Raw genomic sequence first — 16705 nt, 5'->3', positions numbered from 1 at the left:
ATTCCTGATCGCCCATCTTCTCCATCCTTCCGGCCAGCGGCCGTGAAAGCCGGTGCCGGGTCGCGGACCGGGATGACACCGCCTATCGTCCCGATCGGAAAAACCGAATGGCTTGTTTGGGTGCATGGGGGCAGACTCGATCAGGTTACCCCGGCTGGCCATCAACCAAGGAGGCAATCCCCATGTCCCATGACCCGAACAAGCCCGGCACCTCCACCACCGGCTCCGGTGCCCCAGCCGTCAGCGACCGCAACTCGCTGAGCATCGGCCCGAACGGCCCGCTGCTGCTGCACGACGTGCACTTCCTCGAACAGATGGCGCACTTCAACCGCGAGAAGGTGCCCGAGCGCCAGCCGCACGCCAAGGGCGCCGGCGCGTTCGGCGTGCTGGAAATCTCCGAAGACGTTTCGGCCTATACGAAAGCGGCACTGTTCCGGAGGGGCGCGAAGACCGACATGCTGGCGCGCTTCTCCACCGTCGCCGGCGAATCGGGCAGCCCGGATACCTGGCGCGACGTGCGCGGCTTCTCGCTGAAGTTCTACACCGACGAAGGCAACTACGACCTGGTCGGCAACAACACGCCAGTGTTCTTCCTGCGCGACCCGATGAAGTTCCCGCACTTCATCCGCAGCCAGAAACGCCTGCCCGACTCGGGCCTGCGCGACAACCACATGCAATGGGACTTCTGGACGTCCAATCCGGAAACCGCCCATCAGGTCACCTACGTGATGGGCGAACGCGGCCTGCCGCGCACCTGGCGGCACATGAACGGCTACGGCTCGCACACCTACATGTGGATCAATGCCAAGGGCGAGAAGTTCTGGGTGAAGTACCACTTCCACACCCGCCAGGGCATGGCCTTCTTCAACAACGCCGAGGCGGCCGCGATGGCCGGCGAGAACGCCGACTTCCACCGCGCCGACCTGTTCAACGCGATCAGGCGCGGCGAATTCCCGGTGTGGGATCTGTCGGTGCAGGTGATGCCGTATGCGCAGGCCAAGGACTACCGCTTCAACCCGTTCGATCTGACCAAGGTGTGGTCGCACAAGGACTATCCATTGATCAAGGTCGGCACGATGACCTTGAACCGCAACCCGGAAAACTTCTTCGCGCAGATCGAGCAGGCCGCGTTCTCGCCGGGCAACACCGTGCCGGGCATCGGCCTGTCGCCGGACAAGATGTTGCTGGGTCGGGCGTTCGCCTATGCCGACGCGCAGCGCAGCCGCATCGGCACCAATTTCCATCAACTGCCGGTGAACCAGCCCAAGGTGCCGGTGAACACGTACATGTTCGACGGCCAGATGGCCTACCACCACAGCGGCAACGCGCCGGTACATGCGCCCAACAGCGGCAGCCGCCCGTGGTCGGACGACACCGGCCCGGTCGAGAACGGCTGGGAAGCCGACGGCGAGATGGTGCGCAGCGCGTACACCCTGCACGCGGAAGACGACGACTTCGGCCAGGCCGGCACCCTGGTGCGCGAGGTGTGGAACGACGCCCAGCGTGCGCAATTCGTCGACCAGGTCGCCGGCAGCCTGCTCGGCGGCGTGCGCAGCCCGGTGCTGGAGCGCGCCTTTGCGTACTGGAAGAGCGTGGACGCCACGGTCGGCCAGCAGATCGAGGACAAGGTGCGCGCCGGCCGTGCGCCGGAACCGGCCGAGGGCATGGGCGAAGGCTGAGCCGATCGCAGAGCCTGATGCGCCATGCCGTCGTGCATGGCGCATCAGGGGTCGCGCCGGCATGCGGGATAACCTCAAGGTGAACCGCAACCTGCATTCACCCGTAAATCACGTCACTTTTCACGCCACCGTCCTGACCACGGTGCTTCCATCGTGCGCGTCGAGTCGGCCGGCGAATCGGTAGACATGCACGTCTTGAACCCCCGTCCACTGCGCCGACGACACCGTTCGTACTCAACAGCCCAAGGAGTTCACCATGATCAAGCGCCTGCTTCCCCTGTTGATCGGGTTGTCGGTTTGCGCTGCGGCCTTCGCGCAAGACGTGCCGGCCAGCAGCCAATCGGCGACCACGACCACGCAGACCACCACCACGGTTTCCACATGGACCACGCAGCCACCCAGTGGCGCGTTGAGCGAGGATGCCATCAAGACCGCGGTCGCCGACGCCGGCTACAAGGAAGTGAAGGGCCTGAAATTCAAGGACGGCGTGTGGCACGGCAAGGCCCGCGGCGGCAACAAGCAGTGGGTGAAGCTGGCGGTGGGGCCGGTCAACGGCAAGGTCTATGTCGATGACGCGCCCTCGAAGCTGGACAAGGACGAAATCAGCGCCAAGCTGGCCGCCGCCGGCTACCAGAAGATCCACGACGTGGAATACGAACACGGCCTGTGGAGCGTCGATGCGGAAACCTCGCACGGCCACGACGTCGACCTGCTGGTCGATCCGGAAGACGGCAGCGTGGTGGCCAAGTCGCGCGACTGATGCCCGGGCGTCGAGATGGCCCGGTCCCGGCGCGTGAAGACGCGCCGGTTTTTGTGTCGTGAAGAACCCACCAGCCCTGGGCCAATCAACCCGATTGCATTCCGGCCATGCCCCAGCGATGGTAGCCTGCCGCAACGGTTGCGACCTGCAGCAGCTCTTCTGACCCGAATGGCCTGACTTCATGGCGGATGCTTCATTTCTGGCGGGCGGCGACGAAATGGGTGCGCTGATGCGCGCCCACGACTGGGCATCGCATCCGCTGGGCAAGCCGGAACTGTGGCCCCAGGCACTGCGTACCGCCATCCGGCTGATGCTCAATTCGCGCCACCAGATGGGCATGTTCTGGGGCGGCGAGGCGATCTGGTTCTACAACGACGCCTACGCGCAGACGCTTACCGTCGAGCGCCATCCCTGCTCGCTCGGCCTGCCCGGTCGCCAGGTCTGGCCGGAGATCTGGGCGGACATCGGTGCCCAGGTCAGCCAGGTGATGGCGGGCGGCAGCGCCACCTGGCACGAGAACCAGCATCTGCTCATCCACCGCAACGGTCGCGACGAGGACACCTACTGGACCTACAGCTACAGTCCCATCGACGACGAGTCCGCGCCCGGCGGCGTGGGCGGCGTGCTGGTGGTATGCACCGAGACCACCGAGCAGGTGCTGGTGTCCCGCCGCGCAGTGGAGGAGCGCCAGCGCCTGGCCGAACTGTTCGAGCAGGCGCCGTCGTTCATGGCCATGCTGCGCGGGCCCGAACACATTTTCGAGCTGACCAACCCCAGCTACGTCCGCCTGATCGGCGAGCGCAACGTGCTCGGCCGTTCGGTGGCCGAGGCCCTGCCCGACGCGGCCGCCCAGGGTTTTGTGGGTCTGCTCGACACGGTCTATGAAAGTGGCGAGCCCTACGTGGCAGTGGCGACGCCGTTCGCGATGCAGCCGGCACCCGGTGCGCCGATCAGCCAGCGCTACCTGGACTTCGTCTACCAGCCGATCAGGAATGCGCTGGGCGAAGTCACCGGCATCTTCGTCGAAGGCACCGACGTCACCGAACGCGCGCTGGCGGAAAACGCGCTGCGTTCCAGCGAGGCACGCCTGCGTGCGCTCAATGCCGACCTGGAGCTGCAGGTCGCCCAACGCATGCACGGTCGCGCGCGCACCTGGCAGCTGAGCACGGACCTCGTGGGCGTACTCAATGCCGAGGGCATCTTCGAGCTGTCCAACCCCGCCTGGCAATCGGTGCTGGGCTGGCCGGAGGAGACCATCGCGCGCACCCCGTTCTTCGACTTCCTGCATCCCGACGACCTGGCCCGCAACCGGCTGGCATTCGCCCGCGCCATCGAACTGGGCGAACCGGCGCTGTGCTTCGAGAATCGCTACCGCCACGCCAATGGCGGCTACCGCTGGCTGTCGTGGGTGGCCATTCCCGAGGACGACAAGATCTACTGCAGCGCGCGCGACATCACCGCCGACAAGGAAGCCGCCGAATCACTGGCGCGCACCGAGGCCGCCTTGCGCCAGTCGCAGAAGATGGAAGCCGTGGGCAAGCTCACCGGCGGCCTGGCGCACGACTTCAACAACCTGCTCGGCGGCATCATGGGCGCGATGGAAGCGGCGCGGGCCAAGCTTGACCAGGGCAAGATCGAGGACGTGCCGCGCTACCTGGCCCTCAGCGAAACGGCAGTGCGCCGCGCCGCCTCGCTGACCCAGCGCCTGCTGGCCTTTTCCCGCCAGCAGACCCTCGATCCGCGCTCCACCGACATCAACCGGCTGGTGGCCGGCATGGAAGAGCTGATCCGCCGCACCATCGGCCCGGCGATCCAGCTGGAAGTGGTCGGCGCCGGCGGCCTGTGGCCCAGCCTGGTCGATCCGCCGCAGCTGGAAAGCGCCCTGCTCAACCTGTGCATCAACGCGCGCGATGCGATGCCGGATGGCGGTCGCCTCACCATCGAGACGGCCAACCGCTCGCTGGACGACTACGCGGCGGCGGCCTGCGAACTCGAACCGGGCCAGTACGTCTCGCTCAGCGTCACCGACAACGGCAGCGGCATGAGCCCCGAGGTGATCGCCCGCGCCTTCGATCCGTTCTTCACCACCAAGCCGATCGGCCAGGGCACCGGCCTGGGCCTGTCGATGATCTACGGCTTCGCCCGCCAGTCCGGCGGCCAGGTGCGCATCTACTCCGAACCCGGCGCCGGCTCCACCCTGAGCATCTACCTGCCCCGCCACCACGAGCCCGCCGTCGATCCCGAAACCACGCAACCGGCGCGCCTGGCCGAAGCGCCGCCGCAAAGCGAGACGATCCTGGTGGTCGAGGACGAACCCTCGATCCGCGAACTGGTCTGCGAAGTCCTGGCCGACGCCGGCTACACCGTCCTGCAGGCCGGCGACGGCAGCGCCGGCCTGCGCATCCTGCAGACCGGCACGACGATCGACCTGCTGATCACCGACGTGGGCCTGCCCGGCGCCATGAACGGTCGCCAGATGGCCGACACCGCACGCAGCACCCGCCCGCAACTGAAGATCCTGTTCATGACCGGCTACGCCGAAAATTCCATCGTCGGCAACGGCAACCTCGAGCCGGACATGCACGTGCTGACCAAGCCGTTTTCGCTGGACGCGTTGCGGCGCAGGATCCGGGACATCCTGCCGGGCTGAGTCCGATGGCGAGCCTACGCTTGGTGGTGGCATCGTTGCCCGGGGATCTGAGCAGACCCAAGCGATACACTGCCTGCTCGCCGGCCATGGCGGCAGACGAATGGCTTCATCTCATGCAGTGAGACAACGCACCGGCCTAATCCGCGAAGACCTTTTGCGGATGTCCGACCATGAATGCACTGCCCGACCGCTACGCCACCGATGACCTCGTCCTGCGCGATCCCGGCGATGGCCGCACGCTGGCCCAGCGCTTGTCGAAGCGGTACGCGGCGCGGATCACCGGCGCCTTCGTGGTGCCAGGTCGCGAGGGCAGCTTCGCGCCCTTGCCCGCGGATCTTCCGCCGGCACTGACGCAAGCCCTGCACACGCGGGGCATCGAGCAGCTTTACAGCCATCAGGCCGAGGCGTGGACGGCCACGCAATCGGGCGTGCACGTGGCCATCGTCACACCCACCGCCTCGGGCAAGTCGCTGTGCTACACGCTGCCGGTGATCAGCGCGGCGATGCAGGACAAGGCCAAGGCGCTGTATCTGTTCCCGACCAAGGCGCTGGCGCAGGACCAGGTGGCCGAGCTGCTGGAGTTGAACAAGGCTGGCGAGCTGGGCGTGAAGGCGTTCACCTTCGATGGCGATACGCCCGGCGATGCGCGGCAGGCGATCCGCCTGCATGGCGACATCGTGGTCAGCAACCCGGACATGCTGCACCAGGCGATCCTGCCCCATCACACCAAGTGGGCGCAGTTCTTCGAGAACCTCCGCTACGTGGTGATCGATGAGGTGCATACCTATCGCGGGGTGTTCGGCTCGCATGTAGCCAATGTGATCCGACGGTTGAAACGCGTCTGCGCGTTCTACGGTGTCACTCCCCAGTTCATCCTGTGCTCGGCCACCATCGGCAACCCGCAGGAGCACGCCGAGGCGCTGATCGAGGACGCGGTCACCGCGATCACCGAAAGCGGCGCGCCCACCGGCGACCAGCACGTGCTGCTGTGGAACCCGCCGGTGATCAATCCCGATCTGGGCTTGCGCGCGTCGGCGCGTTCGCAGACCAATCGCATCGCGCGGCTGGCGATCAAGTCGGGCATGAAGACGCTGGTATTCGCCCAGTCGCGCAGCATGGTCGAGGTGCTCACCAAGTACCTCAAGGACGTGTTCGACCATGACCCGCGCAAGCCACCACGCATCCGCGCCTATCGCGGCGGCTACCTGCCGAAGGAGCGCCGCGCCGCCGAGCGCGAGATGCGTGCGGGCAGCATCGACGGCATCGTGAGCACGTCCGCGCTGGAGCTCGGCGTGGATATCGGCAGCCTCGACGTGGTGGTGCTGAACGGGTATCCCGGCTCCGTCGCGGCCACCTGGCAACGCTTCGGCCGCGCCGGGCGGCGCCAGCAGTCGGCCCTGGGCGTGCTGGTGGCCAGCTCCGACCCGCTGGACCAGTACCTGGTGCGGCATCCTGAGTTCTTCCAGGACGCCACGCCCGAGCACGCGCGCATCCAGCCCGATCAACCGCTGATCCTGCTTGACCACATCCGCTGCGCCGCGTTCGAACTGCCGTTCATAGGTGACGAGATGTTCGGCACCGAAGTGGCGACCCCCTGGCTCGACCTGCTGGGTGAAGAAGGCGTGCTGCACCGCGAGGGCGACCGCCGGGAATGGATTGCCGACAGCTACCCGGCCATCGCGGTGTCGCTGCGCGCGGTGGCCGACGGCAACTTCGTGGTGGTCGACCGCACCGACGGCCGCCAGACCATCATTGCCGAAGTCGACTATTCCGCCGCCGCGGTGACGCTGTACGAGGGCGCCATCCACATGATCCAGTCGCTGCCCTACCAGGTCGAGAAGCTGGACTGGGAAGGCCGCAAGGCCTATGTCACCCGCACCCAGGTCGACTACTACACCGACGCCATCGACTACACCAGGTTGAAAGTGCTGGACTGCTTCGACAGTTCGCACGCCGGCTGCGGCCAGGCCCACCACGGTGAGGTGCACGTGGTGCGCCGCGTGCCCGGCTACAAGAAGATCCGCTTCTACTCGCACGAGAACATCGGCTACGGCCCGGTCACCCTGCCCGATCAGGAACTGCATACCACCGCGGTGTGGTGGCAGTTGCCGCAGGCGGTGCTGGATGCCGCGTTCGAACAGCGCCAGCAGGCGCTGGACGGTTTCCTCGGCGCGGCTTACGCGCTGCACATCGTGGCCACCGTGGCGGTGATGGCCGAGGCGCGCGACCTGCAGAAATCCGTGGGCTCGGGCGATGGTGCGTGGTTCGTCAGCGCCGATTTCAGCGGCCGCGGCCAGATCCGCGGCAATGACGGCCAACCCGCCACGCCGGCACCAGGTGCGCCGTTCACGCCCACCGTCTACCTGTACGACGCCTTCCCCGGCGGCATCGGCCAGAGCGAGCCGCTGTTCCAGCGTCGCGAGGATCTGGTAGCGCAATCGATCAGCCTGATCGAACGCTGCGACTGCCGCGCCGGCTGCCCGGCCTGTGTCGGCCCGGTGCTGGCCGCGGACGAAGCGGCAGCCAGCACGCCGAAGGCACTGGCGCTGCGCGTGCTGGCCTTGCTGGTGGCACTGTGAGCGCGCTGGCCGCGCGGATGCGCAAGCTGCGGGCGGAGGCCGGCAAGGTCGGTAGCCGTGCGCCGAACCTGGACTTGCCAACCGGCCTGACGGGTTCCGTAGCTTCCGCGCCCGTCGCGCAACGTCCGCCTTCTGCAGGCATTGCGACAACCGATCGCGCGATCTCGCCCGAGCTACGCCGTCTGCTGCAGCGTCACGCGCAAATGAGGCGCGGCCCCGCCACGATCTCGTCCGGCGACCGCGAGGTGCCCGGCATCGAGATCGCGCCGGGCCTGCGCTACACCGAAGCCCTGGTCGACTGGCTCGATCCGCCGGCGGTCGTCGAAACCGGCTTCGCCCGGATGGCGCCGGTCCATCACTACCGCCTGCTGCACTTCGATACCGAAACCACCGGCCTGGCCGGCGGCACCGGCACCCGCGCCTTCATGATCGGCGCCGCGGACTGGCTCGACGGCCGCTTCCGCATCCGCCAGCTCACCCTCACCACGATGGCTGCCGAGACGGCGATGCTGCGCACGTTCGCCGAGTGGCTGAGCGGTGACACCGTGCTCGTCAGCTACAACGGCAAGTGTTACGACGCGCCCCTGCTGGCGACCCGCTATCGCCTGGCGCGCCTGCCCAATCCGCTGGCCGGCCTGGCTCACCTGGATCTGCTGCATCCGGTGCGACGGCACTGGAAGCGGCAGTGGCCCGACTGCCGCCTGGCCACGGCCGAACGCCAGCTGCTGGGTGTGGTGCGCGAGGACGACCTGCCCGGCGCCGAGGCGCCGGCAGCCTGGCTCACCTACCTGCGCGGCGGCCCTGCCCGGAACCTGCGGCGGGTGGCGGCACACAACGCGCAGGACCTGAAGAGCCTGGCCGGCGTGCTGCTGCACATGGCCCGCTGCCCGGCCAGCCCGGGCTAGCCGGCCCGGGCAAGGGGGTTCAGAGCGCCGACAGGAACGCGACCAGATCGCTTTTCTGCTGCCCGCTCATATGCACGTTGAAGCGCGTGTCGTAGAAGTCGACCACGTCCATCAGCGTCGCGGCCGAACCGTTGTGGAAGTACGGCGCGCGTGCGGCGAGCCCGCGCAGGATCGGCCCCTTGAACTTGCCGATGTCGGCCCACTTGCCGGTACGCAATGCCAGGCCGGGGTCGGTGGTCTGCACGCTCCTGCCCGTGGCGTTGTTGGTCAACGTGTACAACGGCATGTCCGGCGTGCGTCGGCTAGCGTCGGCGATGCCGATGTTGACCGGCAGCGCCGCCGAGTGGTTGCCGATGTTTGGCGCGTTGTGGCAGCTGCTGCAGCTGCCCTGGATGACGTGCAGGCCGGTCACGTCGTTGAGCCCGGCCACGCCGCTGATCGCGATCGGCAGCGTGTTGAAGAGCTGCTCGCCGCGGGCGATGGCGGCCCGCGCACGCTCGCCGCGATCGTGGCTGAACTGGGCGCCGGGGACGTTCCACTCGTCGAACAGGCGCATCGCCTTCTCGTCGAAGGCATCGCCGGTGGGATCGCCGCCCAGGGTGTCGTTGATGCCGACCCAGAAGCGCTGTTGCGCCAGGATGCTGGCGCCGCCCATGCCGTCCTCGGCATTGAGCTTGCCGGCGTCCTGGTCGATCAGCTGGGCAGTGAACAGGTGCAGCTCGAAATCCACGATGCGATCGATCACGCTGGCGTCGGGTGCCACCGCGGCCTCCTCGTGGCCGAGGATGGCATCGCGTGCCTGCGAGGCCAGGCTCTCGATGATGTCCTCGTGATTGATGCCGGCATCCATCGGCGGCTTGAACGGCGCGACGGTCTCACGCCCGTCCCACATGACCGCGGTGAGCCAGATCAGGTTGGTCGACGGCAGCGGGCGCCGAAACAGCGACAGGTCGCTCGCACTGGCGTAACCGTAGGGATCATCGACGCGGGTCAGGCGAAACTCGGCATTCGCCGGCATCGGCATGCCGACGCGGATCAGGCCCCGGTTGAGCAGCATGGAGTAGGCGATGCGCCGCGCGTAGAGGCTGGACACATCGGCTCGCGGCGAAACGGCACCATCGACCAGGCGGAAGATCGGATCGTTGCCGTTGGTCCTGGCGAAGCGCTGGCGCAGCTCGTCCGGAGTGATCGACCAGCCCTGGGCCTGTCGATGACAGGAATCGCAGGTGCGACCGTTGGGCCCGAAGCTCTGGAAGAACGGGTTGGCGGTGTCGATGCTGCCACCAGGCGTGGTGGTCTGCAGCCAGCCCGAAGGGTTGGCGGTGACCAGCGTGTTGGCCGGTGATGGCTGGTGACGTCGATCCTGCGCCGGTGTGCCGACGACGGTCGCCAGCAGGACCAGGCCGGCTGCGACGGATACGAAAGTGCGCTGATGGAACATGACGGTTTGCCCCCTTGGCTCGTCGTTGATGCAGGCCCTGCCCCGCCCGACCGCGTGGTCGTGGCAAGACGGAGAACACCGAAGGGCGACAAGTTGCGACACGCCCACGCGTGGTTCACGCAGGCCAGGCGGGGCGACGGGTGGAACGCTGCAAGCGCGGGTCAGTTCAGCAACGGGCCGCAGGATGCCAGGGGATGGCGCAACAGCGTACTGGGGCTGGCCAGTTCGGGATGTGCAGCGAGGCCGCCAAGCTGGATGGTCGCGCTGGCAGCGCGGGCCTGCGCTTCGGCATCGGCGCAGTCGCCGCTGCGCGCCGCGGCCACGGCAAGCCACAGCTGCGCCGCGAGTCGACGCGGATGCGCCGGTGGCAACTCGCCGGCGGCACGGGGAATCGCTGCTGTCAGCCGGGCCCTTGCCGCGCCGGCCTGGTCATGCGCCAGCTCGACCTGCGCCAGCAGCGTGTGCACCCACAGCAGTTGCGGGTCGTTGCGCGACGCCACCGCAGCAAGGTCATGCTCGACCGTCGCCTGCAGGTCGGGCGGACACGGCGTGGCGGGCGTCCGGGTGCAGGCCAGCAGCAGGCGCGCCTCGGCGATCAACGGCGGCATCCGGTACTTGCGCGTGCGCAGGCCGGCGATGGCCTCGGGCAGCAGCTCGCGCGCCACGGCAGGCTGGCCTTCCAGCAGGGCGATGCCGGCCAGCTCGCTGTCCACCCGGCCGATCCGCATGCGGTTGGCCGGGTCACTGCCGTACAGCTTGCGGGCCGCGTCGAACAGCTTGCGCGCAGCGACGAGATCGCCCGCCTCCACCTCGCCGAACGCCGTGGCTTCCAGTGAGTCGCCATGCAGGGCGGTGTCCGCGCCGAAGCCAGCGGCCGACCAGGCCTGCGCCTGCCCGCAACGCGCCTGCGCGCTGGCGTGATCGGCGCGCAACCCTTCCAGCACGCAAGCTTTCTGCGCCGCATACACCTGGGTGAGCTGGGGCGCGTTGCCGTTGCGGGCGTACATCGCCAGGGCCTGCCCGAACAGTGCATGCGCCTGCGTCCAGTGGCCGGCGCGAAAGCTGGACGAAGCCAGGCCGGCCAGCGCCAGCGTCGTCTGGCTGCTGGACGGTCCGAAATGCGCGAGCTCGAACTGCCACGTCTTGCGCCACATCGGGATCGCCTCGTCGTAGCGTTCCAGGCCTTCCAGCGCGGAGGCGACGTCGTTGTAGCCGATGCCGACCCGCGGATCGTCCGGTCCCCAGCTGTCGATCCGTTCGGCCAGCGCCTCGCGGGCGAGATCGAGCGCGGCTTCGCCATGGCCTTCGCTGTTCTCGACCGCGCCCAGCGGACCGAGCAGGTCGATCAGCGCTTCGCCGCGGATGCCCTGTGCCAGCATGCGCTGGTGGGCAAGCCGCAGGTCGGTGCCACCGTCGGCGTAGTCCTCCATGCGCACCGCAGCGTAGCCCCTGGCGGTCAGCGCACGGATCGATTCGATGGCGGACGGCGCCAGCGTCCGTTCCGACAGGGCGACGGCCCGGTTCGCCAGCTGCCGCGCTTGCGCGACATCGCCAAGATCCTCGTACAGGCGCGAGAACATCGCCAGCAGGTCCACCTGGCTGCCGTCATCCATCGACGGCGCGTTGTCGAGCTTCGCGACGCCATGGGCCAGCAATTCGTCCAGGCTGGGTTGTTCGGAGGGGGCGGTACCGTAGCGCACCGGCGCGAACAGGCTCTCGACGAAATCCCGCACCATGTTCGCGCGTGCGGCCTGCTGGCGGGCCACCTGTGCCTGCCACAGCGCGATCGACAACGAGGTGAGGACGGCCGCCATGAACAACGCGGTGAGCACGACGCCACCGCGATGGCGGGCCACGAACTTGCTGGTGCGATACCACCGCGACGGCGGATGGGCGAGCACCGGCTGGCGGTCCAGGTGGCGCTCGATGTCCTCGGCCAGCGCGCCGGCCGAGGCGTAGCGACGCTCCGCTTCGCTGGCGGTGGCTTTCAGCACGATGTTGTCGAGATCGCCGCGCAGCTTGTGTCGCAGCGTCGACACGCCGGCCGGCACGGTGCCGTAAGCCGTGGTGACGGTATCCGGGCTGAGCCGAGACGATGGCGTACCGGCATCCGCGCTGGCGCGCCGTTGCCCGGTGATCAGTTCGTCCAGCAACACGCCCAGCGCATACACGTCGGTCGCCGCGGTGACCGGCTCCTGGGCGAACTGTTCGGGCGCCGCGTAGGCGGGTGTCAAGGCGCGATGCTGGGTATGGATCTGCTCGGCGGCATCCTCGTCGAGCAGCATGGCGATGCCGAAGTCGAGCAGCTTGACGTGGCCGTCGGCGGTGACCAGCACGTTGGAAGGCTTCAGGTCACGGTGCACGATCAGTGCCCGATGCGCCGTCTCCACCGCACGGCAGACCATCAGGAACAGCACCAGCCGCTGGCGCAAGTCCAGCCGGTGCTGGCTGGCATAGCGGGTGATTGGCAGGCCGTCGACCAGCTCCAGTGCGATATAGGCCAGGCCGGCCTCGGTGATGCCACCCTCGATCAGCCGGGCGATGCCGGGATGACGCAGGCGTGCCAGCGCCTCGCGCTCGCGGCGGAACTGGCGCTGCGCGTCGGCGGTATAGAGGCCGCGCGCCAGCAGCTTGATCGCCACTTCCTGGCGTACGCCATCGACCTGGCGAAAGGCCCGGAACACCGTGGACGAACCGCCCTCGCCCAGCACCTCGACCAGCTCGAACGGACCGATGCGGCTGCCGGCCGGCAGCGCCTGGGCGACGCTGGTGTCGCCGACGGCCCGCGCGGCGCAGGCGGCGTCGCCGGTGGACAGCAGCTCGCCTTCAGTGGCGTCGGCGGCGAGCAGGCGTTCGATCTCCGCGCGCCGGAGCGGATCGGGACAGCGCTCGTCCAGCAGGCGCGCACGCTCTGCGGCGGGCAGGCCAAGCGCCGCTTCGAACACGTCGCGTATTGTCGTTGCAGGCTCCACGCCGAACTCCCCACGGTATGCCTTGCCACGGTTAACCCCGAACATGCCCCGTTTGCGACCTCGCCCCCCGCTGCGCTTCGCCGCCACCACGGCGGCATGCCGGGTTCGGCATCCTCAACCCCGGCATCCTCTCAACCCATGCGCGCCTTGATGAACGCGCGGGCGAAGCGCCAGTCGCGATCGATGGTGCGCCGGGCCACACCGAGCGTATCGGCGACCTGCTCCAGGCTGAGCCCGGCGAAGTAACGCAGCTCCACCACCTGGGCAGCACGGGCATCGGACTGTTCCAGTGCGTCCAGCGCGGCGTCCAGCGCCAGCGTCTGCTCGGCGGTGTCGAGCGCCAGTTTCAGATCCTGGTCGTCGAGGGTGACGCGCAACCATTGCCCGCCCGCGCACAGGCGCAGGCGATCACGGGCGCGGTTGATCAGCAGGTGGCGCATGGCGCGCGCGGCGTAGGCAAAGAACTGGGCGGGATGGTCGAAATGCAGGGCCTCGCGCTGGCCCATGCGCAGGTACAGTTCGTGCACCAGTTCGGTGGTATCCAGGGTGGCCTGGCGACGGTTCGACAACTGTCGGGCGGCCATCGCCTTGAGTCGCGCGTACACCACGACGAACAGCGCGTCGGTGGAACCGTCGCTGGCCAGGGGTCGGGAATCGGACACGACGAGCACCTCCCTGCAGCCGCCATCCTTAGCGCCGCATGGTACGCCTTTGCCGGTAATCCGTGCCTTGTTCGGCCCTGCAATGGCCCGGTCGGGCTCCGCGTTGGGCCATCGGCTCAGGCCGACAGCGCGTCCGCCGCCAGCAGGGACGGCAACCGGCGCGAGCCCGAGCGCCGACCGTCGATGAAGGTGTACAGACGACCGCCGATCATGGTCACCACGGCACGGCCGGACAGCCGGATGCTGGCGGACGCCGTTGGCGACATCGACAGGCCGAGCTGGTGTTCGGCGCGCATGCGGACGGCCTTGGCGGCAAACCAGGCCTTCGGACCGGCCCGCAGGCTGTCCGATGCCGACTCGGTCCGGCGCGAGTTCGCGATGGTCTGGCGCAGATGGGCCAGGTGGCTCGTGTTGAACGCCTCGCTCAAGGCGGCGCACTGGAAGGGCGAGGCCACGTATTCATCCAGCAGGCTGCCCAGCACGGCCACCACGCTCAGCGCGATCCGCCGGTTGGTCCGTTCCACGTGCGAGTTGCCTGTGGATGCCTGCCAGATCCCGTCGAGGGCAGCGGCCAGCCTGCGGCACTCCGGCTGGTTCAGCGGGCGCTGGCCCAGCGGAATGCCTCGACGGGCCACCAGCCAGGCCTGGTCGCGTGCCGGCAACGCATGCGAACGCTGCGCGGTGCGGGCCCGGGCTTCCCGCATGGACAACTCGTCGGTGGCCGCCATCCGCAGGGACAGTGCCTCCTGCGTCAGCGGCACAGGGCGGGCGCTGCCGTCGGCGCGGTACCAGCGCCGGTGTTCCAGCGTGGCGCGATGAAACAGGCCAGGCGGAGGCGGAACCGTGGCGCGCGCCTCGGCCGCGTAATCCAGCGACGGGGCCATCGAGCGCAGCCCGGCGGCGTGGGCCGCCAGTACGCGCTCAAGCAGGATTTCGGCGGTGATCAGATGGCGATGGTAGGCGGCATGGCGGTCATGCTCGGCCCCGGCCGGGAAATAGACGAAACGGACGCGTGGCGTGGTCTCGTCACTGCGGGCGGCCCCGTGGCAGCCCTGGCCGACGATCCGGCGCCCGATCGGCAGGGCGCGGTGCGCGGTCGGCAGGCTGTCGAGCACGCTCTTGATGGTCGGCAATACGACGGACGGATCGGCCATGGCGGCCTCTTGCACTGGCGCACTTGCAGAAATCGACAAACTCACGAAACAACCCTGCCTGCTTGGGCGACCACGGCTCTCGACTCTGCCAGCGCCCGTCACCCGAATACCTGCCGTCCAGCCTGGACAACTACGGGGCCACTCTTGCATCGACCACGCCAACAAAATGTGCGCTGGCTCCCATCGCTGGAAGCTCGTGCGGGTTGGATCGGGGACATCGCACGCCCCGAACGCCCCGAATTTCCCGGTTGGCGGGGAAAAACAGGCAAAATAGGCGGTTGCGGCACGCCATCCCGGGTGCTCGCCCCTCCCTGCCGATGACCGACGAAGAATGACCGCCTTGAACGTGCCCCCCGCCTCCCCGCCCGAAGACACCGATGCCCGCCTGCTGGAACGTCTGCGCGAGGCGGCTGAGCTGCTGGAATCGGTAGCGGCGGATCGCGAGCTGCTGGATCGGCTGCCGGCTGACGATCGCCAGCGCCTGCACCAGGCCGTGGCACAGGTCTACCACCCCGACCCGGTGGCGCGCCGGATCAAGCTGAAGGCGGCCGAAAAGGCGCGTTACGCCAGCAAGGTCGAGGCGGAGGAATCGGTACTCAACCAGACCGGCATCCGCACGCTGCGCCGTCGCCCCGTGTTCACCACGGCCAACCTGTTCCCGCCGCAGGGGTTCCAGCCGCACGACATCCCACCGGAGGCCGATGCCGCGCAGCCGCGCGAAGCCATCGAGCCCCGGCACTGCTACGTCTGCAAGAAGAAATACGCCACCCTGCACTTCTTCTACGACCAGATGTGCCCCGACTGCGCCGCATTCAACTACGCCAAGCGCGACGAACTGGCCGACCTCAGCGGACGCGTGGCCCTGCTCACCGGAGGCCGGGTGAAGATCGGCTACCAGGCCGGCCTGAAACTGCTGCGCGCCGGCGCCGAGCTTATCGTCACCACGCGCTTCCCACGCGATTCGGCGGCGCGCTACGCGGCGGAACCGGACTTCGCCGAATGGGGTCACCGGCTGCAGGTCTACGGCCTGGACCTGCGCCACACGCCCAGCGTGGAAGCGTTCTGCCAGGAACTGGTGGCCACCCGACCGCGGCTGGACTTCATCATCAACAACGCCTGCCAGACCGTGCGCCGACCGCCGGACTTCTACGCCCACATGATGGAAGGCGAGACCGCCGCGCTGCACGACATGCCCGAGCATGTGCGCCAGCTGGTCGGCCACTACGAGGGTTTGCGCAGCTCGAACATCCTGCCGCAAGGCGATGCGCCGGCCCGGTACGATTCGTCCGTTCCCGGCCTGACCCGCGCCGCCGAGCTGTCCCAGGTGGCGCTGCTGCCGGAGGAACTGCTGGCGCAGAGCCACCTGTTCCCCGAAGGCCGGCTCGACCAGGACCTGCAGCAGGTCGACCTGCGCCAGCGCAATTCATGGCGCCTGCTGATGGCCGAGGTGCCGTCGGTGGAGTTGCTGGAGGTGCAGCTGGTGAACGCGATCGCGCCGTTCATCATCAATGCGCGACTGAAGCCGCTGATGCTGCGCACGGCCAATCGGGACAAGCACATCGTCAACGTGTCGGCGATGGAAGGCCAGTTCTACCGCAACTTCAAGACCACCCGGCACCCGCACACCAACATGGCCAAGGCCGCGCTCAACATGATGACGCGCACCTCGGCGACCGACTACCACAACGACGGCATCCACATGAACAGCGTGGACACCGGCTGGGTGACCGACGAGGACCCGGCCGAGCTGGCCGCGAGGAAGGTGGCGGAAGAACGCTTCCACCCGCCGCTGGACATCGTCGACGGCGCGGCCCGCATCGTCGACCCGATCATCCACGGCATCAACACCGGTGAGCACGTGTGGGGGCAGTTCCTCAAGGACTACAAGCCGACCGACTGGTGA

The 16705-nt window shown here is 68.2% G+C and carries 9 protein-coding genes and 1 pseudogene; 6 read left to right on the top strand and 4 right to left on the bottom strand.

What is annotated here, in order from left to right:
- The first annotated feature begins 182 nt into the window (after window positions 1-182).
- From ABNK63_RS08145 to ABNK63_RS08125, 5 genes and pseudogenes are all read left to right on the top strand, one after another.
- The gene (locus ABNK63_RS08145; RefSeq protein ID WP_350017128.1) at window positions 183-1679 is read left to right on the top strand and encodes a catalase; all 1497 of its coding nucleotides are present in this window, start codon (window positions 183-185) and stop codon (window positions 1677-1679) included.
- 256 nt (window positions 1680-1935) lie between these two features.
- Window positions 1936-2439 carry a PepSY domain-containing protein gene (locus ABNK63_RS08140; protein ID WP_350017127.1) on the top strand — a complete coding sequence of 168 codons (504 nt, stop codon included), beginning with the start codon at window positions 1936-1938 and terminating at the stop codon, window positions 2437-2439.
- 181 nt (window positions 2440-2620) lie between these two features.
- The gene (locus ABNK63_RS08135) at window positions 2621-5089 is read left to right on the top strand and encodes a PAS domain-containing protein (protein WP_350017126.1); all 2469 of its coding nucleotides are present in this window, start codon (window positions 2621-2623) and stop codon (window positions 5087-5089) included.
- 170 nt (window positions 5090-5259) lie between these two features.
- Entirely contained in the window at window positions 5260-7668 is a 2409-nt protein-coding gene (locus ABNK63_RS08130) for a DEAD/DEAH box helicase (protein WP_350017125.1), read from the top strand.
- A gap of 230 nt (window positions 7669-7898) precedes the next feature.
- A pseudogene (locus ABNK63_RS08125) lies at window positions 7899-8573 on the top strand (ribonuclease H-like domain-containing protein); the annotation flags it as partial.
- A gap of 19 nt (window positions 8574-8592) precedes the next feature.
- Here ABNK63_RS08125 and ABNK63_RS08120 read toward each other — a convergent pair.
- The 4 genes from ABNK63_RS08120 to ABNK63_RS08105 form a co-directional block, all read right to left on the bottom strand.
- Complete coding sequence (locus tag ABNK63_RS08120; RefSeq protein ID WP_350017124.1) at window positions 8593-10014, bottom strand: hypothetical protein; 1422 nt, start codon at window positions 10012-10014, stop codon at window positions 8593-8595.
- A gap of 161 nt (window positions 10015-10175) precedes the next feature.
- Entirely contained in the window at window positions 10176-12986 is a 2811-nt protein-coding gene (locus ABNK63_RS08115; protein ID WP_350017123.1) for a serine/threonine-protein kinase, read from the bottom strand.
- 131 nt (window positions 12987-13117) lie between these two features.
- The gene (locus tag ABNK63_RS08110; protein ID WP_040672800.1) at window positions 13118-13648 is read right to left on the bottom strand and encodes an ECF-type sigma factor; all 531 of its coding nucleotides are present in this window, start codon (window positions 13646-13648) and stop codon (window positions 13118-13120) included.
- A gap of 116 nt (window positions 13649-13764) precedes the next feature.
- Window positions 13765-14802: a hypothetical protein gene (locus ABNK63_RS08105; RefSeq protein WP_007805478.1), complete on the bottom strand. Its 1038-nt coding sequence runs from the start codon at window positions 14800-14802 to the stop codon at window positions 13765-13767.
- Between the two features lie 346 nt (window positions 14803-15148).
- On the opposite strand from ABNK63_RS08105, the gene ABNK63_RS08100 reads away from it, so the two are divergent.
- Complete coding sequence (locus ABNK63_RS08100) at window positions 15149-16705, top strand: SDR family oxidoreductase (protein WP_238530878.1); 1557 nt, start codon at window positions 15149-15151, stop codon at window positions 16703-16705.

The organism is Rhodanobacter sp. IGA1.0, from assembly GCF_040208325.1.
GTDB lineage: Bacteria > Pseudomonadota > Gammaproteobacteria > Xanthomonadales > Rhodanobacteraceae > Rhodanobacter > Rhodanobacter spathiphylli.
Note: the sequence above shows the minus strand (reverse complement) of the source record. Positions and strands in the feature narration are given on the sequence as shown.

What these genes read in the sequence shown, in the direction of transcription:
- ABNK63_RS08140 (WP_350017127.1), top strand. Translation starts at nt 1,936, where the DNA reads ATGATCAAGCGCCTGCTTCCCCTGTTGATCGGGTTGTCGGTTTGCGCT.
- ABNK63_RS08105 (WP_007805478.1), bottom strand. Translation starts at nt 14,802, where the DNA reads ATGGCCGATCCGTCCGTCGTATTGCCGACCATCAAGAGCGTGCTCGAC.
- ABNK63_RS08145 (WP_350017128.1), top strand. Translation starts at nt 183, where the DNA reads ATGTCCCATGACCCGAACAAGCCCGGCACCTCCACCACCGGCTCCGGT.
- ABNK63_RS08135 (WP_350017126.1), top strand. Translation starts at nt 2,621, where the DNA reads ATGGCGGATGCTTCATTTCTGGCGGGCGGCGACGAAATGGGTGCGCTG.
- ABNK63_RS08120 (WP_350017124.1), bottom strand. Translation starts at nt 10,014, where the DNA reads ATGTTCCATCAGCGCACTTTCGTATCCGTCGCAGCCGGCCTGGTCCTG.
- ABNK63_RS08130 (WP_350017125.1), top strand. Translation starts at nt 5,260, where the DNA reads ATGAATGCACTGCCCGACCGCTACGCCACCGATGACCTCGTCCTGCGC.